Origin of the sequence: Xanthomonas sp. CFBP 7698, from assembly GCF_003600855.1 — a bacterium.
Lineage (GTDB): Bacteria > Pseudomonadota > Gammaproteobacteria > Xanthomonadales > Xanthomonadaceae > Xanthomonas > Xanthomonas cannabis.
Genome location: NZ_PRDN01000001.1, coordinates 829,505 through 845,300, shown reverse-complemented (window position 1 = coordinate 845,300; position 15,796 = coordinate 829,505). Strand labels below are relative to the sequence as shown.

Annotated in this window: 13 protein-coding genes and 1 tRNA gene; 3 read left to right on the top strand and 11 right to left on the bottom strand. The window is 67.1% G+C overall.

Features of this window, described 5'->3' with window-relative positions:
• Window positions 1-55: 55 nt before the first annotated feature.
• From dxs to XnspCFBP7698_RS03515, 5 genes are all read right to left on the bottom strand, one after another.
• Window positions 56-1,972 carry a 1-deoxy-D-xylulose-5-phosphate synthase gene (gene dxs, locus XnspCFBP7698_RS03535; RefSeq protein WP_104580575.1) on the bottom strand — a complete coding sequence of 639 codons (1,917 nt, stop codon included), beginning with the start codon at window positions 1,970-1,972 and terminating at the stop codon, window positions 56-58.
• A 606-nt stretch (window positions 1,973-2,578) separates the two neighbouring features.
• On the bottom strand, window positions 2,579-3,235 hold the full coding sequence (locus tag XnspCFBP7698_RS03530) for an HNH endonuclease (protein WP_039410890.1): 657 nt from the start codon (window positions 3,233-3,235) through the stop codon (window positions 2,579-2,581).
• A gap of 458 nt (window positions 3,236-3,693) precedes the next feature.
• A complete protein-coding gene (locus XnspCFBP7698_RS03525) occupies window positions 3,694-5,487 on the bottom strand; it encodes an acyl-CoA dehydrogenase C-terminal domain-containing protein (protein WP_104580423.1) in 1,794 nt (597 codons plus the stop codon).
• A gap of 37 nt (window positions 5,488-5,524) precedes the next feature.
• Window positions 5,525-6,001, bottom strand: coding sequence for an LEA type 2 family protein (locus tag XnspCFBP7698_RS03520; protein ID WP_104580422.1), 477 nt, complete (start codon window positions 5,999-6,001; stop codon window positions 5,525-5,527).
• A 102-nt stretch (window positions 6,002-6,103) separates the two neighbouring features.
• A complete protein-coding gene (locus XnspCFBP7698_RS03515) occupies window positions 6,104-6,640 on the bottom strand; it encodes a lipocalin family protein (protein ID WP_123137254.1) in 537 nt (178 codons plus the stop codon).
• Window positions 6,641-6,819: 179 nt separating this feature from the next.
• Here XnspCFBP7698_RS03515 and XnspCFBP7698_RS03510 point away from each other — a divergent pair.
• Window positions 6,820-6,895, top strand: a tRNA-Phe gene (locus XnspCFBP7698_RS03510).
• A 269-nt stretch (window positions 6,896-7,164) separates the two neighbouring features.
• Window positions 7,165-7,440: a hypothetical protein gene (locus XnspCFBP7698_RS03505; RefSeq protein ID WP_047695224.1), complete on the top strand. Its 276-nt coding sequence runs from the start codon at window positions 7,165-7,167 to the stop codon at window positions 7,438-7,440.
• Window positions 7,441-7,502: 62 nt separating this feature from the next.
• Here the strand turns inward: XnspCFBP7698_RS03505 and cho are convergent, their stop codons facing one another.
• The 3 genes from cho to XnspCFBP7698_RS03490 form a co-directional block, all read right to left on the bottom strand.
• Window positions 7,503-8,357 carry an excinuclease Cho gene (gene cho / locus XnspCFBP7698_RS03500; RefSeq protein ID WP_123137253.1) on the bottom strand — a complete coding sequence of 285 codons (855 nt, stop codon included), beginning with the start codon at window positions 8,355-8,357 and terminating at the stop codon, window positions 7,503-7,505.
• Between the two features lie 489 nt (window positions 8,358-8,846).
• The gene (locus tag XnspCFBP7698_RS03495) at window positions 8,847-9,047 is read right to left on the bottom strand and encodes a KGG domain-containing protein (protein ID WP_123137252.1); all 201 of its coding nucleotides are present in this window, start codon (window positions 9,045-9,047) and stop codon (window positions 8,847-8,849) included.
• A 485-nt stretch (window positions 9,048-9,532) separates the two neighbouring features.
• On the bottom strand, window positions 9,533-10,207 hold the full coding sequence (locus XnspCFBP7698_RS03490) for a methyltransferase domain-containing protein (RefSeq protein ID WP_104580418.1): 675 nt from the start codon (window positions 10,205-10,207) through the stop codon (window positions 9,533-9,535).
• Between the two features lie 311 nt (window positions 10,208-10,518).
• Here XnspCFBP7698_RS03490 and XnspCFBP7698_RS03485 point away from each other — a divergent pair, with 311 nt between their 5' ends.
• Window positions 10,519-12,144 carry a hybrid sensor histidine kinase/response regulator gene (locus tag XnspCFBP7698_RS03485; RefSeq protein WP_104580417.1) on the top strand — a complete coding sequence of 542 codons (1,626 nt, stop codon included), beginning with the start codon at window positions 10,519-10,521 and terminating at the stop codon, window positions 12,142-12,144.
• Window positions 12,145-12,363: 219 nt separating this feature from the next.
• Here the strand turns inward: XnspCFBP7698_RS03485 and XnspCFBP7698_RS03480 are convergent, their stop codons facing one another.
• The 3 genes from XnspCFBP7698_RS03480 to ftsY form a co-directional block, all read right to left on the bottom strand.
• Window positions 12,364-12,642 (bottom strand): oxidative damage protection protein, encoded by a 279-nt coding sequence (locus XnspCFBP7698_RS03480; RefSeq protein ID WP_047695220.1) that lies wholly within the window; start codon window positions 12,640-12,642, stop codon window positions 12,364-12,366.
• A 22-nt stretch (window positions 12,643-12,664) separates the two neighbouring features.
• Entirely contained in the window at window positions 12,665-13,738 is a 1,074-nt protein-coding gene (mutY, locus tag XnspCFBP7698_RS03475; protein WP_104580416.1) for an A/G-specific adenine glycosylase, read from the bottom strand.
• A gap of 326 nt (window positions 13,739-14,064) precedes the next feature.
• Complete coding sequence (gene ftsY / locus XnspCFBP7698_RS03465) at window positions 14,065-15,780, bottom strand: signal recognition particle-docking protein FtsY (protein ID WP_146093225.1); 1,716 nt, start codon at window positions 15,778-15,780, stop codon at window positions 14,065-14,067.
• Window positions 15,781-15,796: the final 16 nt, after the last annotated feature.

Sequence of the window (15,796 nt, the reverse complement as noted above, 5' to 3'; positions counted from 1 at the left end):
TGCTGCCCCGGCGTTCCCGACGCGCCGGTCGAACCTCGCGGGACGCCGGTTGAAATCAACCCGCCGCTGCGTTCAACGGCGGCGTGTGGGTCGTCATCAGTTGCGGCCAGCGCTTGAGCACCGCGGCGCGGATGCCGGCCTGGTCGATGCCGGCTTCGGCCAGCAGGTCTTCGCGGCTGGCATGATGCTGGAAGCTGTCCGGCAGGCCCAGCTGCAGCATCGGCATGGTCACGCCCTCGGCATTGAGCAACTCGGACACACCCGAGCCCGCACCGCCGGCAACGACATTGTCTTCGATGGTGACGAAGCCATCGTGGGTCCTGGCCAGCTCCAGCAGCATGGTCTTGTCGAGCGGTTTGACGAAGCGCATGTTGACCACGGTCAGGCCAAGTTCGCGGCCGACCGCTTCTGCGGCTTCCACGGTCACGCCAAAGCCCAGCAGCGCAATGCGCGACCCGCTATGACGCAGCTGCGCCTTGCCGATGGGCAGGGTGGCCAGCGAGGCGTCCAGCGCCGCGCCGGGGCCGGTGCCACGCGGGTAACGCACTGCGGCCGGGCCTTCGTAACGCACGCCGGTGCTCAGCATCTGCCGGCATTCGGCTTCGTCGGCCGGTGCCATGACCACCATGTGCGGCACGCAGCGCAGGAAGCTCAGATCCAGGTTCCCGGCATGGGTGGCGCCATCCGGGCCGACCACGCCGCCCCGGTCGATCGCAAACAGCACGTCAAGCTGCTGCACCGCCACGTCGTGCACCAGCTGGTCGTAGCCGCGCTGCAGGAAGGTGGAGTAGATCGCCACTACCGGTTTGGCGCCTTGCGTGGCCATGCCGGCGGCCAGCGTCACCGCGTGTTGCTCGGCGATCGCGACGTCGAAATAGCGCTGCGGGTATTCCTTGCTGAAACGCACCAGGCCGGAGCCTTCGCGCATCGCCGGGGTGATCACCAGCAGCTTGGGCTCGGCCGCCGCCATGTCGCAGACCCAGTCGCTGAACACGTCGGTATAGGTCGGCTTCCTGGCGCCGGCCTTGGCCACCAGGCCCTTGCTCGGGTCGAACGGGCCGACGGCGTGATAGCCGATCTGGTCGCCTTCGGCCAGCTCGTAGCCCTTGCCCTTGGTGGTGATGACGTGCAGCAGCTGCGGGCCCTTGAGGGTCTTGAGGGTCTTGAGCGCGCTGACCAGGCTGGGCAGGTCGTGGCCGTCGATCGGGCCGGTGTAATGGAAGCCCATTTCCTCGAACAGGGTGGACGGCACGAACATGCCCTTCCAGTGCTCCTCCCAGCGCCGCACGAAGCGCGCGGTGGGATTGTTCTTCTTGTCGCCGAGGATCTTCTTGCCGCCCTCGCGGATGGCGTTGAGGGTACGGCTGCCGCTGGCACGGCCCAGCATCTTGGTCAGCCCGCCCACCGCCTCGGAGATCGACATGCGGTTGTCGTTGAGGACCACCAGCAGGTTCGGCTCCGGATCCATCCCGCCGGCGTGGTTGAGCGCCTCGTAGACCATGCCGGCGGTCATGGCGCCATCGCCGATCACGGCGACCACCTTGCGGTCGTCGCCGTTGCGCTGCGCGGCGATCGCCATGCCCAGCGCGGCCGAGATCGAGGTGGACGAATGGCCGACGCCAAAGGTGTCGTAGATGCTCTCTTCGCGCTTGGGAAACGGCGCCACGCCGTCCTTCTGCTTGACCGTGTGGATCTGGTCGCGACGGCCGGTGAGGATCTTGTGCGGGTAGGTCTGATGCCCGACGTCCCACACCAGCTGATCGACCGGCGTCTGATACAGGTAGTGCAGGGCCACGGTGAGTTCGATCACGCCCAGGCCGGCGGCGAAGTGCCCGCCGCTCTTGCCCACCGATTCGATGAGATAGGCACGCAGCTCGTCAGCGATCGCCGCAAGATCGGCCTCGTCGAAGCTGCGCAGGTCGTCGGGGGTCTGGATGCGGGACAGGCGCGGGTAGCGGGTGGAGTCGATCATCATCGTGTCAATCTTCTGAAACCACATTGTCCTCCCCAGGCGAAGGCCCGGCAAGCAAACCGGTTCAGCTGTCAGCCGGCGGTAATGGTCGAGCGCGCCGTCGTGAGCGCTTTGTAGCGTGGTCGGTGGCGCCTGCGGCAATCTGCCGCACGTGGGTCAGCGGCGGGTGCGTTCGTCCAGACCGCGGCCGATGCCGTAGGCACGGCGGAGCAGGGCAGGGATCCGTGCACGGCGCTGCTGCGCGGCGGGAAGAGGGCGGGTCTTGCTGGCAGCGAAAGCTGGTTGCCGCATGTGTGCAGGCACTAAGCCACTAAGGCGCGATGGCGATGGCGATGGCGATGGCCAGGACGGGCGGCAGTGCTGCGCCATGTACCGTCATCAGGGAGACGTTGTTTCGGTCCCGGTAGCGACAGCTGTGGTGTCGCGTGATCCACACAGATGCGCAGCATAGAGAAGGCTGCGATGAACCAGGCTTCCGTCTGTTGGCTAGGCCGCGTGTGCCATCGGTGGCGCACGCGGCCAGTGCTACCGCCGCGATCGCCATGGCGCTTGCGCCGTCGCTGTCCCTGCAATGCATCGACGCGTGTTCCGTCAGGCACCAGTGAACTACAGCGACAGCTTCGAGCGTTTGGGCAGCTGCGCACGCAGGAAGGCCATCTGATCCGACAGGATATTGCGGTTGGACAGGATCAGGTGCTCGATCCAGCTCGGCCGGTACGGCACCGCCAGCAGCGGCATGTGCGCCTGCTGCGGCGTGCGGTTGGCCTTGCGCGAGTTGCACTGGAAACACGCGGTGACCACGTTCTCCCAGGTATCGCGCCCGCCCTTGGAGACCGGCATGACATGGTCGCGGGTGAGGTGCGGGCGGCTGAAGTGCTGGCCGCAGTACATGCACAGTTGCGAGTCGCGCGCGAACAGGGCGGTATTGCTGAGCGTCGGGGTCGGGTCCAGCGCACGCGAGCGGGCGTGGCCGCGTGCGGCGATGATCGGGTGCAGCTCCAGTGTGCTGCGCTCGCCGGTCAGCCGCGATATGCCGCCGTGGATCTGCATGCAGGGCTCGCCCAGCGTCCAGGACACCGCATCGCGCGCATACAGGCAGGCAGCGTCCTGCCAGTTGATCCAGTCCAGCACCCGGCCGTGCGCATCGAGCGACAGCAGGCGCAAGCTGGGAAGTGGCTGGATCGCAGCGACAGCGCTGCCCGCGACCGGGGCGGAGGCGCCTCCGGGGAAGATCACATCACCTACGTGCGTGTCTGTCTCCATCGGGAAAACAGCTTATACCCGATCGTTGACAGTTTGTGTATCGCGGCGAACGGCGTTGGCGCGTGTCTTGCAATCAGGGTCAGCACGTCCCGCCCAGCCGCCCCGGCGGCGATGCCGCCGCGCTGCGCCACCAATGTTCAGACCCGTTGCAGGCCTCACTTAGCCATAGGAACTCACCCGGGCGCGACGTCTTGCCGATCGGTAGTGCCTCATCGCGGCCAGGTCCGCTCCTACGACAGCGGCGGAACCTTGCGATGTTGCCGTAGGAGCGCACCCGGGCGCGACGTCTTGCCGATCGGTAGTGCCTCGTCGCGGCCAGGTCCGCTCCTACGACAGCGGCGAAATCTTGCGATGTTGCCGTAGGAGCGCACCCGGGCGTGACGTCTTGCCGATCGGTAATGCCTCATCGCGGCCAGGTCCGCTCCTACGGCCGCGGCAACCTGCCGCGATGATGGCGCTCAGCCTTCGCCGAACAGCTCGGCGTCCAACGTCATCAACGGCGCGGCGCCGCTGCGGATGGTGGCGGCGTGGGTCAAGGTGCGCGGCAGGATGCGGGCGAAGTAGAAACGCGCGGTCTCGCGCTTGGCGCGCTTGAACTCCTCCCCATGGGCCGACGCGTCGGCCGCGGCAACGCTGCGCGCCCACCAATACGCCAGCACCACGTAGCCGGAATAAAACAGGTAGTCGTAGCTGGCCGCGCCCAGCTCGTCGGGGTTGCGCGCCGCGCGATCGAGCACGTCGCGGGTCAGCATGGCCCATTCGCTGGCCTTGTCGCGCAGCGGCTTGATGAACTCGGCCAGTGCCGCGTTGCCTTCCTGCGCATTGGCGAAGGTTTCCAGATCGGCCAGGAACAGCTTCAGGCCGGCAGCCTGGCTGGCGGCGGTCTTGCGGCCGATCAGGTCCAGCGCCTGGATGCCGGTGGTGCCTTCGTAGATGGTGGTGATGCGCGCGTCGCGCGCCAGCTGCTCCATGCCGTACTCGCGGATGTAGCCGTGGCCGCCGAAGCACTGCAGCGCGTGGTAGGTGTTTTCGATCGACCACTCGGTCTGGCAGGCCTTGGAGATCGGGGTGAGAAAGCTCACCAGCGTTTCGGCGTCGGCACGCTCCTGGTCGGTGCTGCCGCGGTGGGCCACGTCGACCAGGCTGGCGGCGTGCAGCGCCAGCAGGCGGCTGCCTTCGGTCAGCGACTTGATGGTCAGCAGCATGCGGCGCACGTCCGGATGCACGATGATCGGGTCGGCCGGCTTGTCGGGGAATTTGGCGCCACTGAGCGCGCGCGACTGCAGGCGCTCGCGTGTGTAGCGCAGGGCATTCTGATAAGCGCGCTCGGACAGCCCGATGCCTTGCAGGCCCACGCTCAGGCGCGCGGTGTTCATCATGGTAAACATGGCCTGCAGGCCCTTGTGCGGCTGCCCGACCAGGTAGCCCTGGGCGCCTTCGAAGTTCATCACGCAGGTCACCGAGCCCTTGATGCCCATCTTGTGCTCGATGGAGCCGCAATGCAGCGCGTTGCGCTCGCCCACCGTGCCGTCACGGGCCACCTTGAACTTGGGCGTGACGAACAGCGAGATACCCTTGGCGCCGGCCGGTGCGTCCGGCAGCTTGGCCAGCACCAGATGCACGATGTTGTCGGTGAGGTCATGCTCGCCGGCGGTGATGAAGATCTTGGTGCCGGTGATGGCGTAGCTGCCGTCGGCATTGGGTTCGGCGCGGGTCTTGAGCAGGCCCAGGTCGGTGCCGCAATGCGGCTCGGTCAGGCACATGGTGCCGGTCCAGCGGCCGTCGATCAGCGGCTTGAGAAAGACCTCCTGCTGCCAGGCTTCGCCATGCTGGCGCAGCGCTTCGGTAGCGCCATGCGACAGCAACGGGAAGTTGCCCCAGGCCAGGTTGGCCGAGTTGATCATCTCGTTCAGCGGCACACCCAGCAGATGCGGCATGCCTTGGCCGCCAAACTCCGGCTCGGCGGTCAGGCCATTCCAGCCGCTGTCCACGAACTGGTCGTAGGCGGCGCGGAAGCCGGGCGGGGTGGTCACCGCATGGGTGCTCTTGTCGAAGGCGCAGCCGATTTCGTCACCCACGCTATTGAGCGGCGCCAGCACTTGCGAGGTGAAGCGGCCGGCCTCTTCGAGCACGGCGTCGATGATGTCGGTGCTGGCTTCGGTGTAGCCGAGGCGGGCGAACAGCGCTTCGGCGCCGAGCACGTCGTGCAGGGCGAAGCGGAAATCGGTCAGCGGGGCGGCGTAGCTGCTCATGCGGGATCCTTGAAGCGGGTGCGGGAGGGCGTGCGCGTCAGCGCAGCACGCCGTTGAGGCCGGGGGCCGGGCTGAGCGTGTTGCGCGATTCCACCGCGAACTCGCGTTGTTTCTTGTCCTGTGGAGTGGCCCAGACGGTGCCCTTGAGCGTGTACGGCAGCGAACGGCCACCGGCCAGCACGTCGGCCACGGTGATCCGCCCCAGCGAGGTGGGTTGCACGGTGACGGTGACGATATCGGCGGTTTCCGGGCCGATGGACATGCCGACCGCCTGGTCGAGCTTGCCGGCCACCTGCTCGCCGGCAGAGATCTCCAGCGCCACGCGCTCGAACTGCATCGGGATGCTGCTGTAGTTCTGCAGGCGCAGGTCGACCGACCAGCTGCCATCGGCGCGGACGGTGAGCTGCTGGATGCTGGCGGCCGGCTCGGACACGCGGCGCACCGCGCCGCCGCAAGCGCTCAACAGCAGGCCACAGGCCAGCGACACGATCAGGAGGCGGGAGGCACGACGCATGTAAGGGTGTCCTTGGCGGCTGAGGCGGCGCCAAGAATACTACGCAGTACGGACGCCGCCTTGTCGCCTATGCCAGCCCCGCCCGGGAGCGGGGTGCCCGGCTCACAGCACGGGCGCGGCCACGATCAGCGGCGACAGGTCGTAGCCCATCTGCGTGGCACGGGCCTTGAGCTGCTCGAACTGCGCGCGCGGCATCTGTGGCGAGCGCGACAGGATCCAGAGATAGTTGCGATCCGGCTCGCCGACCAGCGCCCATTGATAGTCCGGGTCGAGCGCGATCACCCAATAGTCGGCCCAGACCAGCGGCAGCCAGCTCAGCCATTCGGGCGCAAAGCGAACCTGCAGCTGCCCCGGGTGGCCGTCGACCGGTCGCGCCACGCCATCGGCCTGGGTCAGGCTGCCATCGGCGGTGCGGCAGCCATTGCGCACGCCGATCAAGCCATCGTCGCGCAAGGTGTAGCTGGCGGTGATATCGCTGCGGCACTTTTTCTGAAACGACACCGGTAGATGCGCGATCTCATGCCACTGCCCCGCGTAACGCGAGATATCCAGCTGCGGGACCGCGCGCACCGGTTGCTGCGCAGACGCATCCAGTGGCAGCAGGGCGAGGCACGACCACAGCAGGCAAGACAGGCGCATGACGATCTCCGATGGACGCGCGCAGGCTAGGCGATGCGCCTCCCTGCGCGGCGTGAACCGGTGCAAGAAATCAGGCGGCGACGCCACGCTGCAACAAAGTTGGTCACAACGCTTGCCCAAACTGCGCCTGCTCGCTATGATGCGCCTCCTCGCAACGCAGGCATCGCGTTGCAGGTAGTGGCCGAGTAGCTCAGTTGGTAGAGCAGGGGATTGAAAATCCCCGTGTCGGCGGTTCGATTCCGTCCTCGGCCACCATTTTCAAGCCTGCGTTCGCAAGGCTTTCCGGTTAGATCCGGTTCCGTCGTCTTCCTCTCGTTGCACGTTACGTTGTCCCAACCCGGGGGCGATCGCGCTAACGCGTGCGTTTTCATGCGTGCCGGATATCGGCGCCGCGCTGGCATCGACGCGGTGGCAATGCTGCTCCGCTGTCCAGATCGTCCGGCTGCAGCTGCTGCTGCGCATCTGTGCGGATGTTGCAGCGGGTTTCCACGTCATCTTCAACCTGGCGCGGCAATACTCTGCGCATGACGCACAAGACCCTTCGACGCACCTTGATCCATGGCTACTGCGGTGAATTCCGCGTGGAGACCATGGAAAGTCAGGCGCCGGGCGACACCCGCTGGCTGTCGACCGCGTTCGTCTATCACCGCGACCGTGCGGCGCCGGTGGCCACCATCGAGGGCGCCGGCGAAGGCGAGTATCGCGGTGATGCGCGCGAACAGGCATTGCGGGTGGGATCGTGCCTGGCGGATTTTCTGGACCCGAAGGAATACCGGGCGGGCCCGGCCGAAGCGGATTAACGGATCGCCGGTTGATGCAGGTGCCTGGTGCGCTCCCGGCGCGGCGCCGCGCCGACGCGCCATCAAAGCAGCGCCACGCAGTGTAGATGGGTGTGCAGGCCTTTGCGCAGGATGCGATAACTGTCGCGATCGAAGTCTCCCGGCGCCGAGTTGAGCTTGCGCGCGGCGGCCAACGAGGCGGTGCTGCCCAGGTAGTGCCAGTCGCGCAGCACGTGGTACTGGGTCAGATGCGGGCCCTGTTCCTTCACCGCCACGGCGCCGGGAAAGGGCCAGACGGCCTGTTCCAGGTGCCCTAGCGCGTCGCGCAGACGTTCCTCGTGGTCGCCCAGCGTTTCCGCGCCATGGCAGGCGCCGGCGCAGCGTTTGAGCATGGCGCGGAAGCATGGCCGGCCGGCGGCGACGCTCTCCAGCCCCAGCAGCCCGTAGCAAAGGCGGTCGCGATCGGCCAGCCGCCGTAGTGCCTCCTTGGCGGCGCGCGGGCTCGAGTACAGCCCGTACAGCCACGGTGTCAGCGCGGGGTCGCTCTCGGCCGAATGCTCGATGGACACCTCGCCGCGATACAGCCGGATCGAAAACTGGCGCGGCACGCGGCGCAGCTTCTGGTTGTACAGCGGCCGCATCGATTTGATCAGTTGCGACTCCAGCAGTTGCGCGCCCAGATCGCCGGCCATTTCGATCACGCTCACCCGGCGCGTCTGACGCAGCAGCGCGGCTTCGCGTGGCGTACGGAAATGATCCATCACCCGTCCGCGCAGATTGATGCTCTTGCCGATGTACAGCGGCAGTCCGTCGTCCTGCCCGTGGAAGAGATACACGCCGGGCGTGGCAGGCAGGGTTTCCAGCGTGCTGCGCAGATGCTCGGGGTAGGCGTAGTCCACCGGGCTCAGGCCGCGCCGGGTGCGTTCACTCCGGGCCATGGGGCGACCGGGGCTGCAGTGAGTGGCAATCGCCGGCGTGCCTGGGCCGATGCGGATGTGCCGATCGATGTGCGGTGTCTGTAATCGCGCTGATGCGCGATGCAGGTGCGCCCATGCCGGGGCGGAATCGTAGCCGGGTGGTGTGTGTCATCGGGCGCGAGCGTGCCAACCCGCCGTCTCATCCGATGAGACTCGGCCGATGCCGATGCCGATGCCGATGCCGCATGTGCTGCAGGTGCGACGGCTGCGCGTGCGCTACCAGCGCCCGGGAGGCTGTCCGCATCGCATCGCGCACAAGCCGCGCGCACTGATCCGCTGCTGAGCGCGCCGTGCGCGCAGCGTCTGCTGCCGATGATCGACGCTTGCGGTTCGCTCAGGGCAGCTCAACGCCGCCGCTCACATGCAAAGGTCGTTGCTGCCGACGCAGGCACGCTTTCGGAAAAGCCATGGCCTTCCCGAAAGCGCTGTCTGCAATCAACACCGCGCTACTCAGCGATTGTTGCCGCCACCACTGGCCTGACCACCCTTCTTGCCGGCTTCGCGTGCCTCTTCGGAGCTGAACTCGTGCGCGTTGCCGCTTTCATGTGCCGCCTTGCCGCCCTTGGAGGCGATCTCGCGCTGCTTGTCTTCGTCCATCGACGCAAAGCCGCGGTTGCTGGTGCCACCCTTGTTGTCGTTCTGTTTTGCCATTGCAGGTTCTCATTTGGTTGGCTGGGGAATGCACCACTGGTGCGTGTGGTGCGAGGCCAGCATCACCATGGAAGCATCAACCGGACGTGGCGAAATCGGCAGCCAGGCGTGAGCCGGCAAGCGGCCTTGACGATCGGTCTTCACCGCCGAAAAACGCGGTATGGCGAAGGACTGCCGCAACGCTGGACAGTCGGCTCGTGCAACCCAGCGCCGGCATCGCAGGCGTGCGTCGACGGTGCGATGACGCCATCGAGGTTGTGCAGTTGCATGCAATGCATCACGGCCGGCATGGCCGGGCGTTCCGCTAGGACCGTGAGCGCGCTGGCCTTGTGGTCCACAAGCGCGTGGTCGAGGCCTGGGAGCGAATCCCGACGACAGGCCCGGTGGCGACGCTTCTCCCGCGCGACACACGGTGAGTGCAGCCGACATGTGCATGCCGGTGCTGCTGTGCGCCTACACGCCTGCGCCGTGGTGGCGCAGCGGCATCACGCCTGGGCCGGTGGCGAGGCGTCCAGGTTGCGGCGATAGACGAACAGGCGCGGCGCCTTGGCTGCCTGTGCCGAGGCCTGGCGTTCGCCGGCGATCAACGAGAATCCGATCTCGGCCAGCATGCGCGAGAGCGCGTTGGCGTTGCCGCGGCCCGGATCGCTGATCACGATCTCGCATGCGGGTTTGGCCAGGGCGGGGATCAGCTTGGCCAGCATGGTGGCGTGGCGGGTTTCATAGAGCACATCGCTGGCGATGATCATGTCGAACTGCCCCATGGTCGGCGCGCCGGTGTCCCAGTCGAGCCGGCGATACGGCACCGCGTCCAGCCCGTTGAGCGCAGCGTTGTAGGCCAGGAACACTTCCGCCAGCGGATGGTGGTCGCTGGCCACCACGTCGGCGCCGCGCCGGCGCAGCACCAGGCTCGCCAGCCCCAGCCCGCAGCCGAGCTCGAGAATGCGCCTGCCCTCGATCGGGCGGTTGGCCATTGCTTCGGCCAGCAACTGGCCTGCCGGCCACACCTGGCCGAACAGACTCCACTGCGCCGAGGAAATGCCGGCGTCGGCAGCGGCCAGGTCCGGGTCGGCGTATTGCTGCTTGTCCGCCAAGGCGCGGATGACGTAGGTCTGCTGCCCGAAGGTCAGTTCGTGAATCTGGGTCTGGTAGCCCGACATGGTGGCATCGCATGGGTGGCCAGGCATCAGCACCGGCAGGGAAGACGCACGCGCGACACCGCCGCAGTGGCAGAGCGAAGGCGCAGGAGCTGCAAACAGCCCGCGCATGCTACGGCAAAACGGCACGCACGCGGTCGCGTGGATCTGCGTGCGAGGGCAGGGCAGCTGCCGGAGTGCGCGGCAACCCAGCCGGTTGCATTCGGTTGCATCGGCGCGCGCGGCCGTACGGCAAAGGCTCATGGATGTGACGGGTCAACTCACCGAGCCCAACTAAACTGTCGCCACGGGAATGGCCCCGCGGAGAACACCACTTGAACGATTCCCGTCACGGAGAGCTGCGCGCGCCTCATATCAGCGAATCCCGCAGCCTACCTGTGGAGAAGCACCGCTCGGATATCTTTTTTGCCGCCGTGGAAACCACGCGCATGCCGATGACGGTGACCGACCCGCATCTGCCGGACAATCCGATCGTGTTCGCCAATCGTGCGTTCCTGGAAATGACCGGCTATTCGGCCGACGAGATCATCGGCAACAACTGCCGCTTCCTGCAGGGCCCGGAGACCGACCCGGCCAGCGTGCAGGACGTGCGCGAGTCCATCGACAACCGCCGCGAATTCGCCACCGAGGTGCTGAACTACCGCAAGGACGGGTCCTCGTTCTGGAACGCGCTATTCGTCTCGCCGGTGTTCGACGACAAGGGCAACCTGGTCTACTTCTTCGGCTCGCAGCTGGATGTGAGCCGCCGCCGCGACGCCGAAGATGCCTTGCGCCAGGCACAGAAGATGGAAGCGCTGGGGCAACTCACCGGTGGCATTGCACACGATTTCAATAACCTGCTGCAGGTGATGTCCGGGCACCTGGAAGTGATCCAGATGATGGCGGCCGCCAACGCGGGCAGCAATGCCGATCGCATCGCGTTCAGCGCCGAACATGCGGCCGCGGCTGCGGCCAAGGCCGCCACGCTCACCCAGCAATTGCTGGCGTTCTCGCGCAAGCAGAAGTTGCGCGGCCGCGTGGTCAATCTCAATACCCTGGTGTCGGGCATGAACAACATGGCCGAGCGCGCGCTGGGTGGCGGCATCAGCTTGCGGCAGTCGCTGGAAGAGGGGCTGTGGAATTGTCAGATCGATACCACGCAAGCCGAGGTGGCACTGCTGAATGTGTTGATCAACGCACGCGATGCAATGGCGCAGGCCGAGCGTAAGGAGGTCACGGTGCAGACCCAGAACGTGGAGATCACCAGCCACGACCTGGCAATGCATCACCAGCTGGCGCCCGGACGCTACGTGAGCATCGCGGTGAGCGATACCGGCAGCGGCATGCCGCCGGAAGTGGCCAGCCGCGTCATGGAGCCGTTCTTCACCACCAAGGAAGAGGGGCAGGGCACGGGCCTGGGGCTGTCGATGGTCTACGGCTTCGTCAAGCAGTCCGGCGGCACGGTGCGCATCTACAGCGAGGTGGACCAGGGCACCACGGTACGCCTGTATTTCCCGGCTTCCAGCGAATTCGAAAACGACCTGCAGGCGGCCAAGAGCCGCGCGATTGACAAGGGTGGCGACGAGACCATTCTGGTGGTGGAAGACAAACAGGACGTGGCGGTGGTGGCCAAGATGTTCCTGGAAAATGCCGGGTATCGCATTCTGTCCGCATCGAGCGGGCGCGAGGCGATCGAACTACTGGAACAGCACCCGGAGGTGGATGCGTTGTTCACCGATCTGATCATGCCCGGCGGCATGAATGGCGTGGTGCTGGCACGCGAAGCGCGCCGCATGCAGCCCAAGTTGAAAGTGCTGCTGACCACCGGCTACGCCGACGCCAGCATCCAGCGGACCGACGTGGGCGGTGCGGAATTCGACGTGGTCAACAAACCCTACACGCAGAAGGAATTGCTCAAGCGCATCCGCATGCTGCTGGATGGCCCGACTGGCGTGGGTTAGGCGCCGCAGGGGCAGGAACGATGGCGTTGATCGGCATCGCCTGCGTGTAACGTCGTCTCGGGCAGAGCCAGCATGCCCGTGGATCAGGTAGCCCTCGCAGCGCTCGCCTGGATTGCCTGTAGCCTCGCCGCAAACACTTAGCGGCAGCAATCACGCGCATCGAGGATTGTTCCCGCAGAGGCCAGCCGCAACCGCGGCCGAACCCCAATCCCCACCCAGCTACTCCTCGCCCAGCGGTGCCACATAGCCCTCTGGCTTGTCGGCATTGCGGTCGAACAGGAACTTCTGCAATTCGGCCTCGAGAAACGCGCGGTGCTTGGGGTCGCGCGGTGACAGCCGGTTTTCATTGATCAGCATGGTCTGGTGTGCCAGCCACGCCTGCCAGGCAGTCTTGCCGATGTGCGCGAACACGCGCTGGCCCAGCTCGCCGGGGTAGGGCACGAAATCCAGGCCTTCGGTGTCGCATTGCTGGTACTGGCAGAACACGGTGCGGGACATGCGGAATCCTTTGAAGGCGTGCTTAAAGCGTGTCGAGCAGTTTGCGGATCGGTGCCGGCAAGCCCAGCGAGCCGAGATCGGCGCGCGCCACCCAACGCAGGTCGTCATTGTCGCGCACCGCTGCGCGCAGCGCGACCTTGCGCAGGCGCAACGGCTGCAGGTGCAGCCGGTAGTGGCTGAAGGTGTGCACGAGCGGCGCCATCGCATCGGCGCGTTCGTAGTTGCCCTCGATGTGGGTGGCGAACCAGCTGCGCAGGCCGCTGTCGGTCTCCGCCTGCGGCAGGGTCCACAACGAGGCCCAGATGCCGGTCGGTGGGCGGCGTTGCAACAGGATCTCGCCGTGCAGGTTCTCCAGCAGCAAGGCGGTGGCTTCGCGCTCGGGCAGCACCTTGCCGGGCTTGGGAGTGGGCAAGGCGTCCACCAGGCCGTCGCGGCGGGCGACGCAGTCCTGCTGCAGCGGGCACACGATACACGCCGGTCTGGCGCGCGTGCACAGCGTGGCACCGAAATCCATCTGCGCCTGCGTGTAGTCGGCCAGTCGTCCGACCGGCACGTGCGCAACATGGGCCCAGGCCAGTTGCCATAGCTGCTTTTCCACCACCGGCAGGCCGGGGTAGCCGGCGATGCCGTGGACGCGCGTGAGCACACGCTTGACGTTGCCATCCATGATCGGAAAACGCTCGTTCCAGGCCTGGCTCAGGATGGCGCCGGCCGTGCTGCGGCCGATGCCCGGCAGCGCAAGCAGTGCATCGAAGTCGCGCGGCAGCTCGCCATCGTGCAGGGCGACGCAGTGTTTGGCGGCGGCATGCAGGTTGCGCGCGCGGGCGTAGTAGCCCAGCCCGGCCCAATGCGCCATCACGGTGTCGTTGTCGGCTGCCGCCAGATCCGCCAGCGTAGGGAAGCTCGCCACGAATTTGTGGAAATACGGAATGACCACCGCGACCTGGGTCTGCTGCAGCATGATCTCCGACAGCCACACCCGGTACGGCGCGCGTGGATGCTGCCAGGGCAGATCGTGGCGGCCGTGGCCGTCGAACCAGTGCAGCAGGCGCTCGACGAAGGCATCAGCAAGGGGCGTGGCGTGGTCGGCTGGCATGGTGCTCTGCTGGCGGTGGAGGGCAAGGGTGTCGGGAGCGGGAGTGAAGCTGCTACGCGCGTGGTGCGGCGCGTCCACTCACCGCAGCGGAAACGTCATTCCGACCAGGCACCGTTTGCAGAAACATCCCGCATCCCCAGGCCAATGCGGTGATGTGGGCACACGGTGGTAAGCCACCGACGCATCTGCGTGGACTGGCGTGTGCAGTGCTGCAGGCAAGGGCTGGGCACACGTCAGTACACGTCGTGCCTGCGACCAGTCACGCGATACCTGCTGCACGCTGCAACCAGCCCGCAGCGCTTGCAGATGCGGGCAAGCATCTCCAATCAACCGCCCAGGGCGTCCGGCAACAGTGCGTCGACGAAGGCGACCGGGTCGAAGACGCGCAGGTCTTCCGGGCGTTCGCCGATGCCGGCAAAGCGGATCGGAATATTGAACTCGCGCGCGAGTGCAAACACCACGCCACCCTTGGCGGTGCCATCGAGCTTGGTCACGACCAGGCCGGTGACGCCGACCGCCGCATGGAACTGGCGCAGTTGCGAGATGGCGTTCTGGCCGGTGGTGCCGTCGATGACCATCAGCACTTCGTGCGGCGCGGCGGCGTCGATCTTGCCGAGCACGCGGCGGATCTTGCCCAGCTCGTTCATCAGCCCGGTCTGGGTGTGCAGGCGGCCGGCGGTGTCGGCGATCAAGACGTCGGTGCCGCGCGCCTTGGCGGCCTGCAGCGCGTCGAACGCCACCGAGGCGGCATCGGCATTCTGCCCCTGCGCAATCACCGCCACCCCGTTGCGGTCGCCCCAGGCCTGCAGTTGCGCCACGGCGGCGGCGCGGAAGGTGTCGCCGGCGGCCAGCATCAGGCTGTTGCCGTCGTCCTTGAAGCGCTTGGCCAGCTTGCCGATGGTGGTGGTCTTGCCGACGCCGTTGACGCCGACGGTGAGCACCACGAAGGGCTTGTGCGAGCGGTCGATGACCAGTGGCTTGGAGACCGGCTGCAGCAGCGCGATGAGATCGGCGCGCAAGGCCTTGAACATGGCCTGGGCATCGGCGAATTCGCGCGACTTCATGCGCTTGCGCAGGCCTTCGACCAACGCGGTGGTGGCGCCGATGCCGACATCGGCGGTGATCAGCGCAGTCTCGATCTCGTCGAGCAGGTCGTCGTCGAGCTTGGGGTTGCGCGAGAACAGGCCACCGAAGCTGCGCGCGAAGGTGCTGTTGCGCAGGCGCTCGCGCCAGCCGGGTTTGCCCGCCGGCGCAGCCGGCAGGGCGTCGTGCTGGCCGACGATGCTGTCGTCCTGGGTGGCCGGCAACGGACTGCTGACGATGGACGGTGCGGTGACCACCGGCGTCGCGCTCGCGGCCGGGGCGGCGGCAGGCGGTGCGGGGGCGGCAGGCGGTACGACGGCGGGCGGAGCAGCAACAGGCGGTACGACAGCAGGCGCAGCGGCAACAGTCGGTACGACAGCAGGCGCAGCAGCAGCAGGCGTCGCGACGACCGGCGTCGGGACCGGCGCTGCGGGCGTCGATGGTGGTGATTGCAACGGCGACTGCGCCGGTGTTGCAGGTTCTGCGGGCGCCGTTGCCGGCGAGGTCGGTACGCCGTGTGGCTGCGCCACCACTGGTGGCACCACCACCGGCGCCGGGGCGACGGGGGCGGCGGCAGCGGCGGCAGGCGCCGGGTCCGGCAGTGCCTGCAGGGCCGATGGGGCCGGCGCCGCAGGGGCGGGCGGCGTGCTCGGCACCGCCGCCACGCTCTGCGCCTGGCCGGTGCGGGCGGCGATGTCGCGTGCCAACGCCTCAGCCGGTGTGGCAGGCGCGGCGTGCTCGGCGGCCGGCGTTGGCGGGTCTGCCGCTACCGGTGCGGGCGTGGGCGCAGCGGCAGGCGCTGTGCCGGTCTGCGCAGGTGGCAGGGCCTCGGTGGGCGATGCCGGGGTGGCGGCAGACGGCGCGGTGGGAAATGCGGCTGCCAGTTCTTCCAGGCTGTAGCGCGAGGTACGCGAGCTGTCGGGCGTGGTGGGCTTGTTGCGGCGAAAAAAGCTGGCCATTGGCAACGCAGTAGGG

Excerpts from the sequence above, each read along its gene's own strand:
- XnspCFBP7698_RS03530 (WP_039410890.1), bottom strand. The coding sequence starts at position 3,235 with ATGGAGACAGACACGCACGTAGGTGATGTGATCTTCCCCGGAGGCGCC.
- XnspCFBP7698_RS03505 (WP_047695224.1), top strand. The coding sequence starts at position 7,165 with ATGACGCACAAGACCCTTCGACGCACCTTGATCCATGGCTACTGCGGT.
- XnspCFBP7698_RS03480 (WP_047695220.1), bottom strand. The coding sequence starts at position 12,642 with ATGTCCCGCACCGTGTTCTGCCAGTACCAGCAATGCGACACCGAAGGC.
- XnspCFBP7698_RS03490 (WP_104580418.1), bottom strand. The coding sequence starts at position 10,207 with ATGTCGGGCTACCAGACCCAGATTCACGAACTGACCTTCGGGCAGCAG.
- XnspCFBP7698_RS03495 (WP_123137252.1), bottom strand. The coding sequence starts at position 9,047 with ATGGCAAAACAGAACGACAACAAGGGTGGCACCAGCAACCGCGGCTTT.
- dxs (WP_104580575.1), bottom strand. The coding sequence starts at position 1,972 with ATGATCGACTCCACCCGCTACCCGCGCCTGTCCCGCATCCAGACCCCC.
- XnspCFBP7698_RS03520 (WP_104580422.1), bottom strand. The coding sequence starts at position 6,001 with ATGCGTCGTGCCTCCCGCCTCCTGATCGTGTCGCTGGCCTGTGGCCTG.
- XnspCFBP7698_RS03515 (WP_123137254.1), bottom strand. The coding sequence starts at position 6,640 with ATGCGCCTGTCTTGCCTGCTGTGGTCGTGCCTCGCCCTGCTGCCACTG.
- cho (WP_123137253.1), bottom strand. The coding sequence starts at position 8,357 with ATGGCCCGGAGTGAACGCACCCGGCGCGGCCTGAGCCCGGTGGACTAC.
- XnspCFBP7698_RS03525 (WP_104580423.1), bottom strand. The coding sequence starts at position 5,487 with ATGAGCAGCTACGCCGCCCCGCTGACCGATTTCCGCTTCGCCCTGCAC.
- mutY (WP_104580416.1), bottom strand. The coding sequence starts at position 13,738 with ATGCCAGCCGACCACGCCACGCCCCTTGCTGATGCCTTCGTCGAGCGC.
- ftsY (WP_146093225.1), bottom strand. The coding sequence starts at position 15,780 with ATGGCCAGCTTTTTTCGCCGCAACAAGCCCACCACGCCCGACAGCTCG.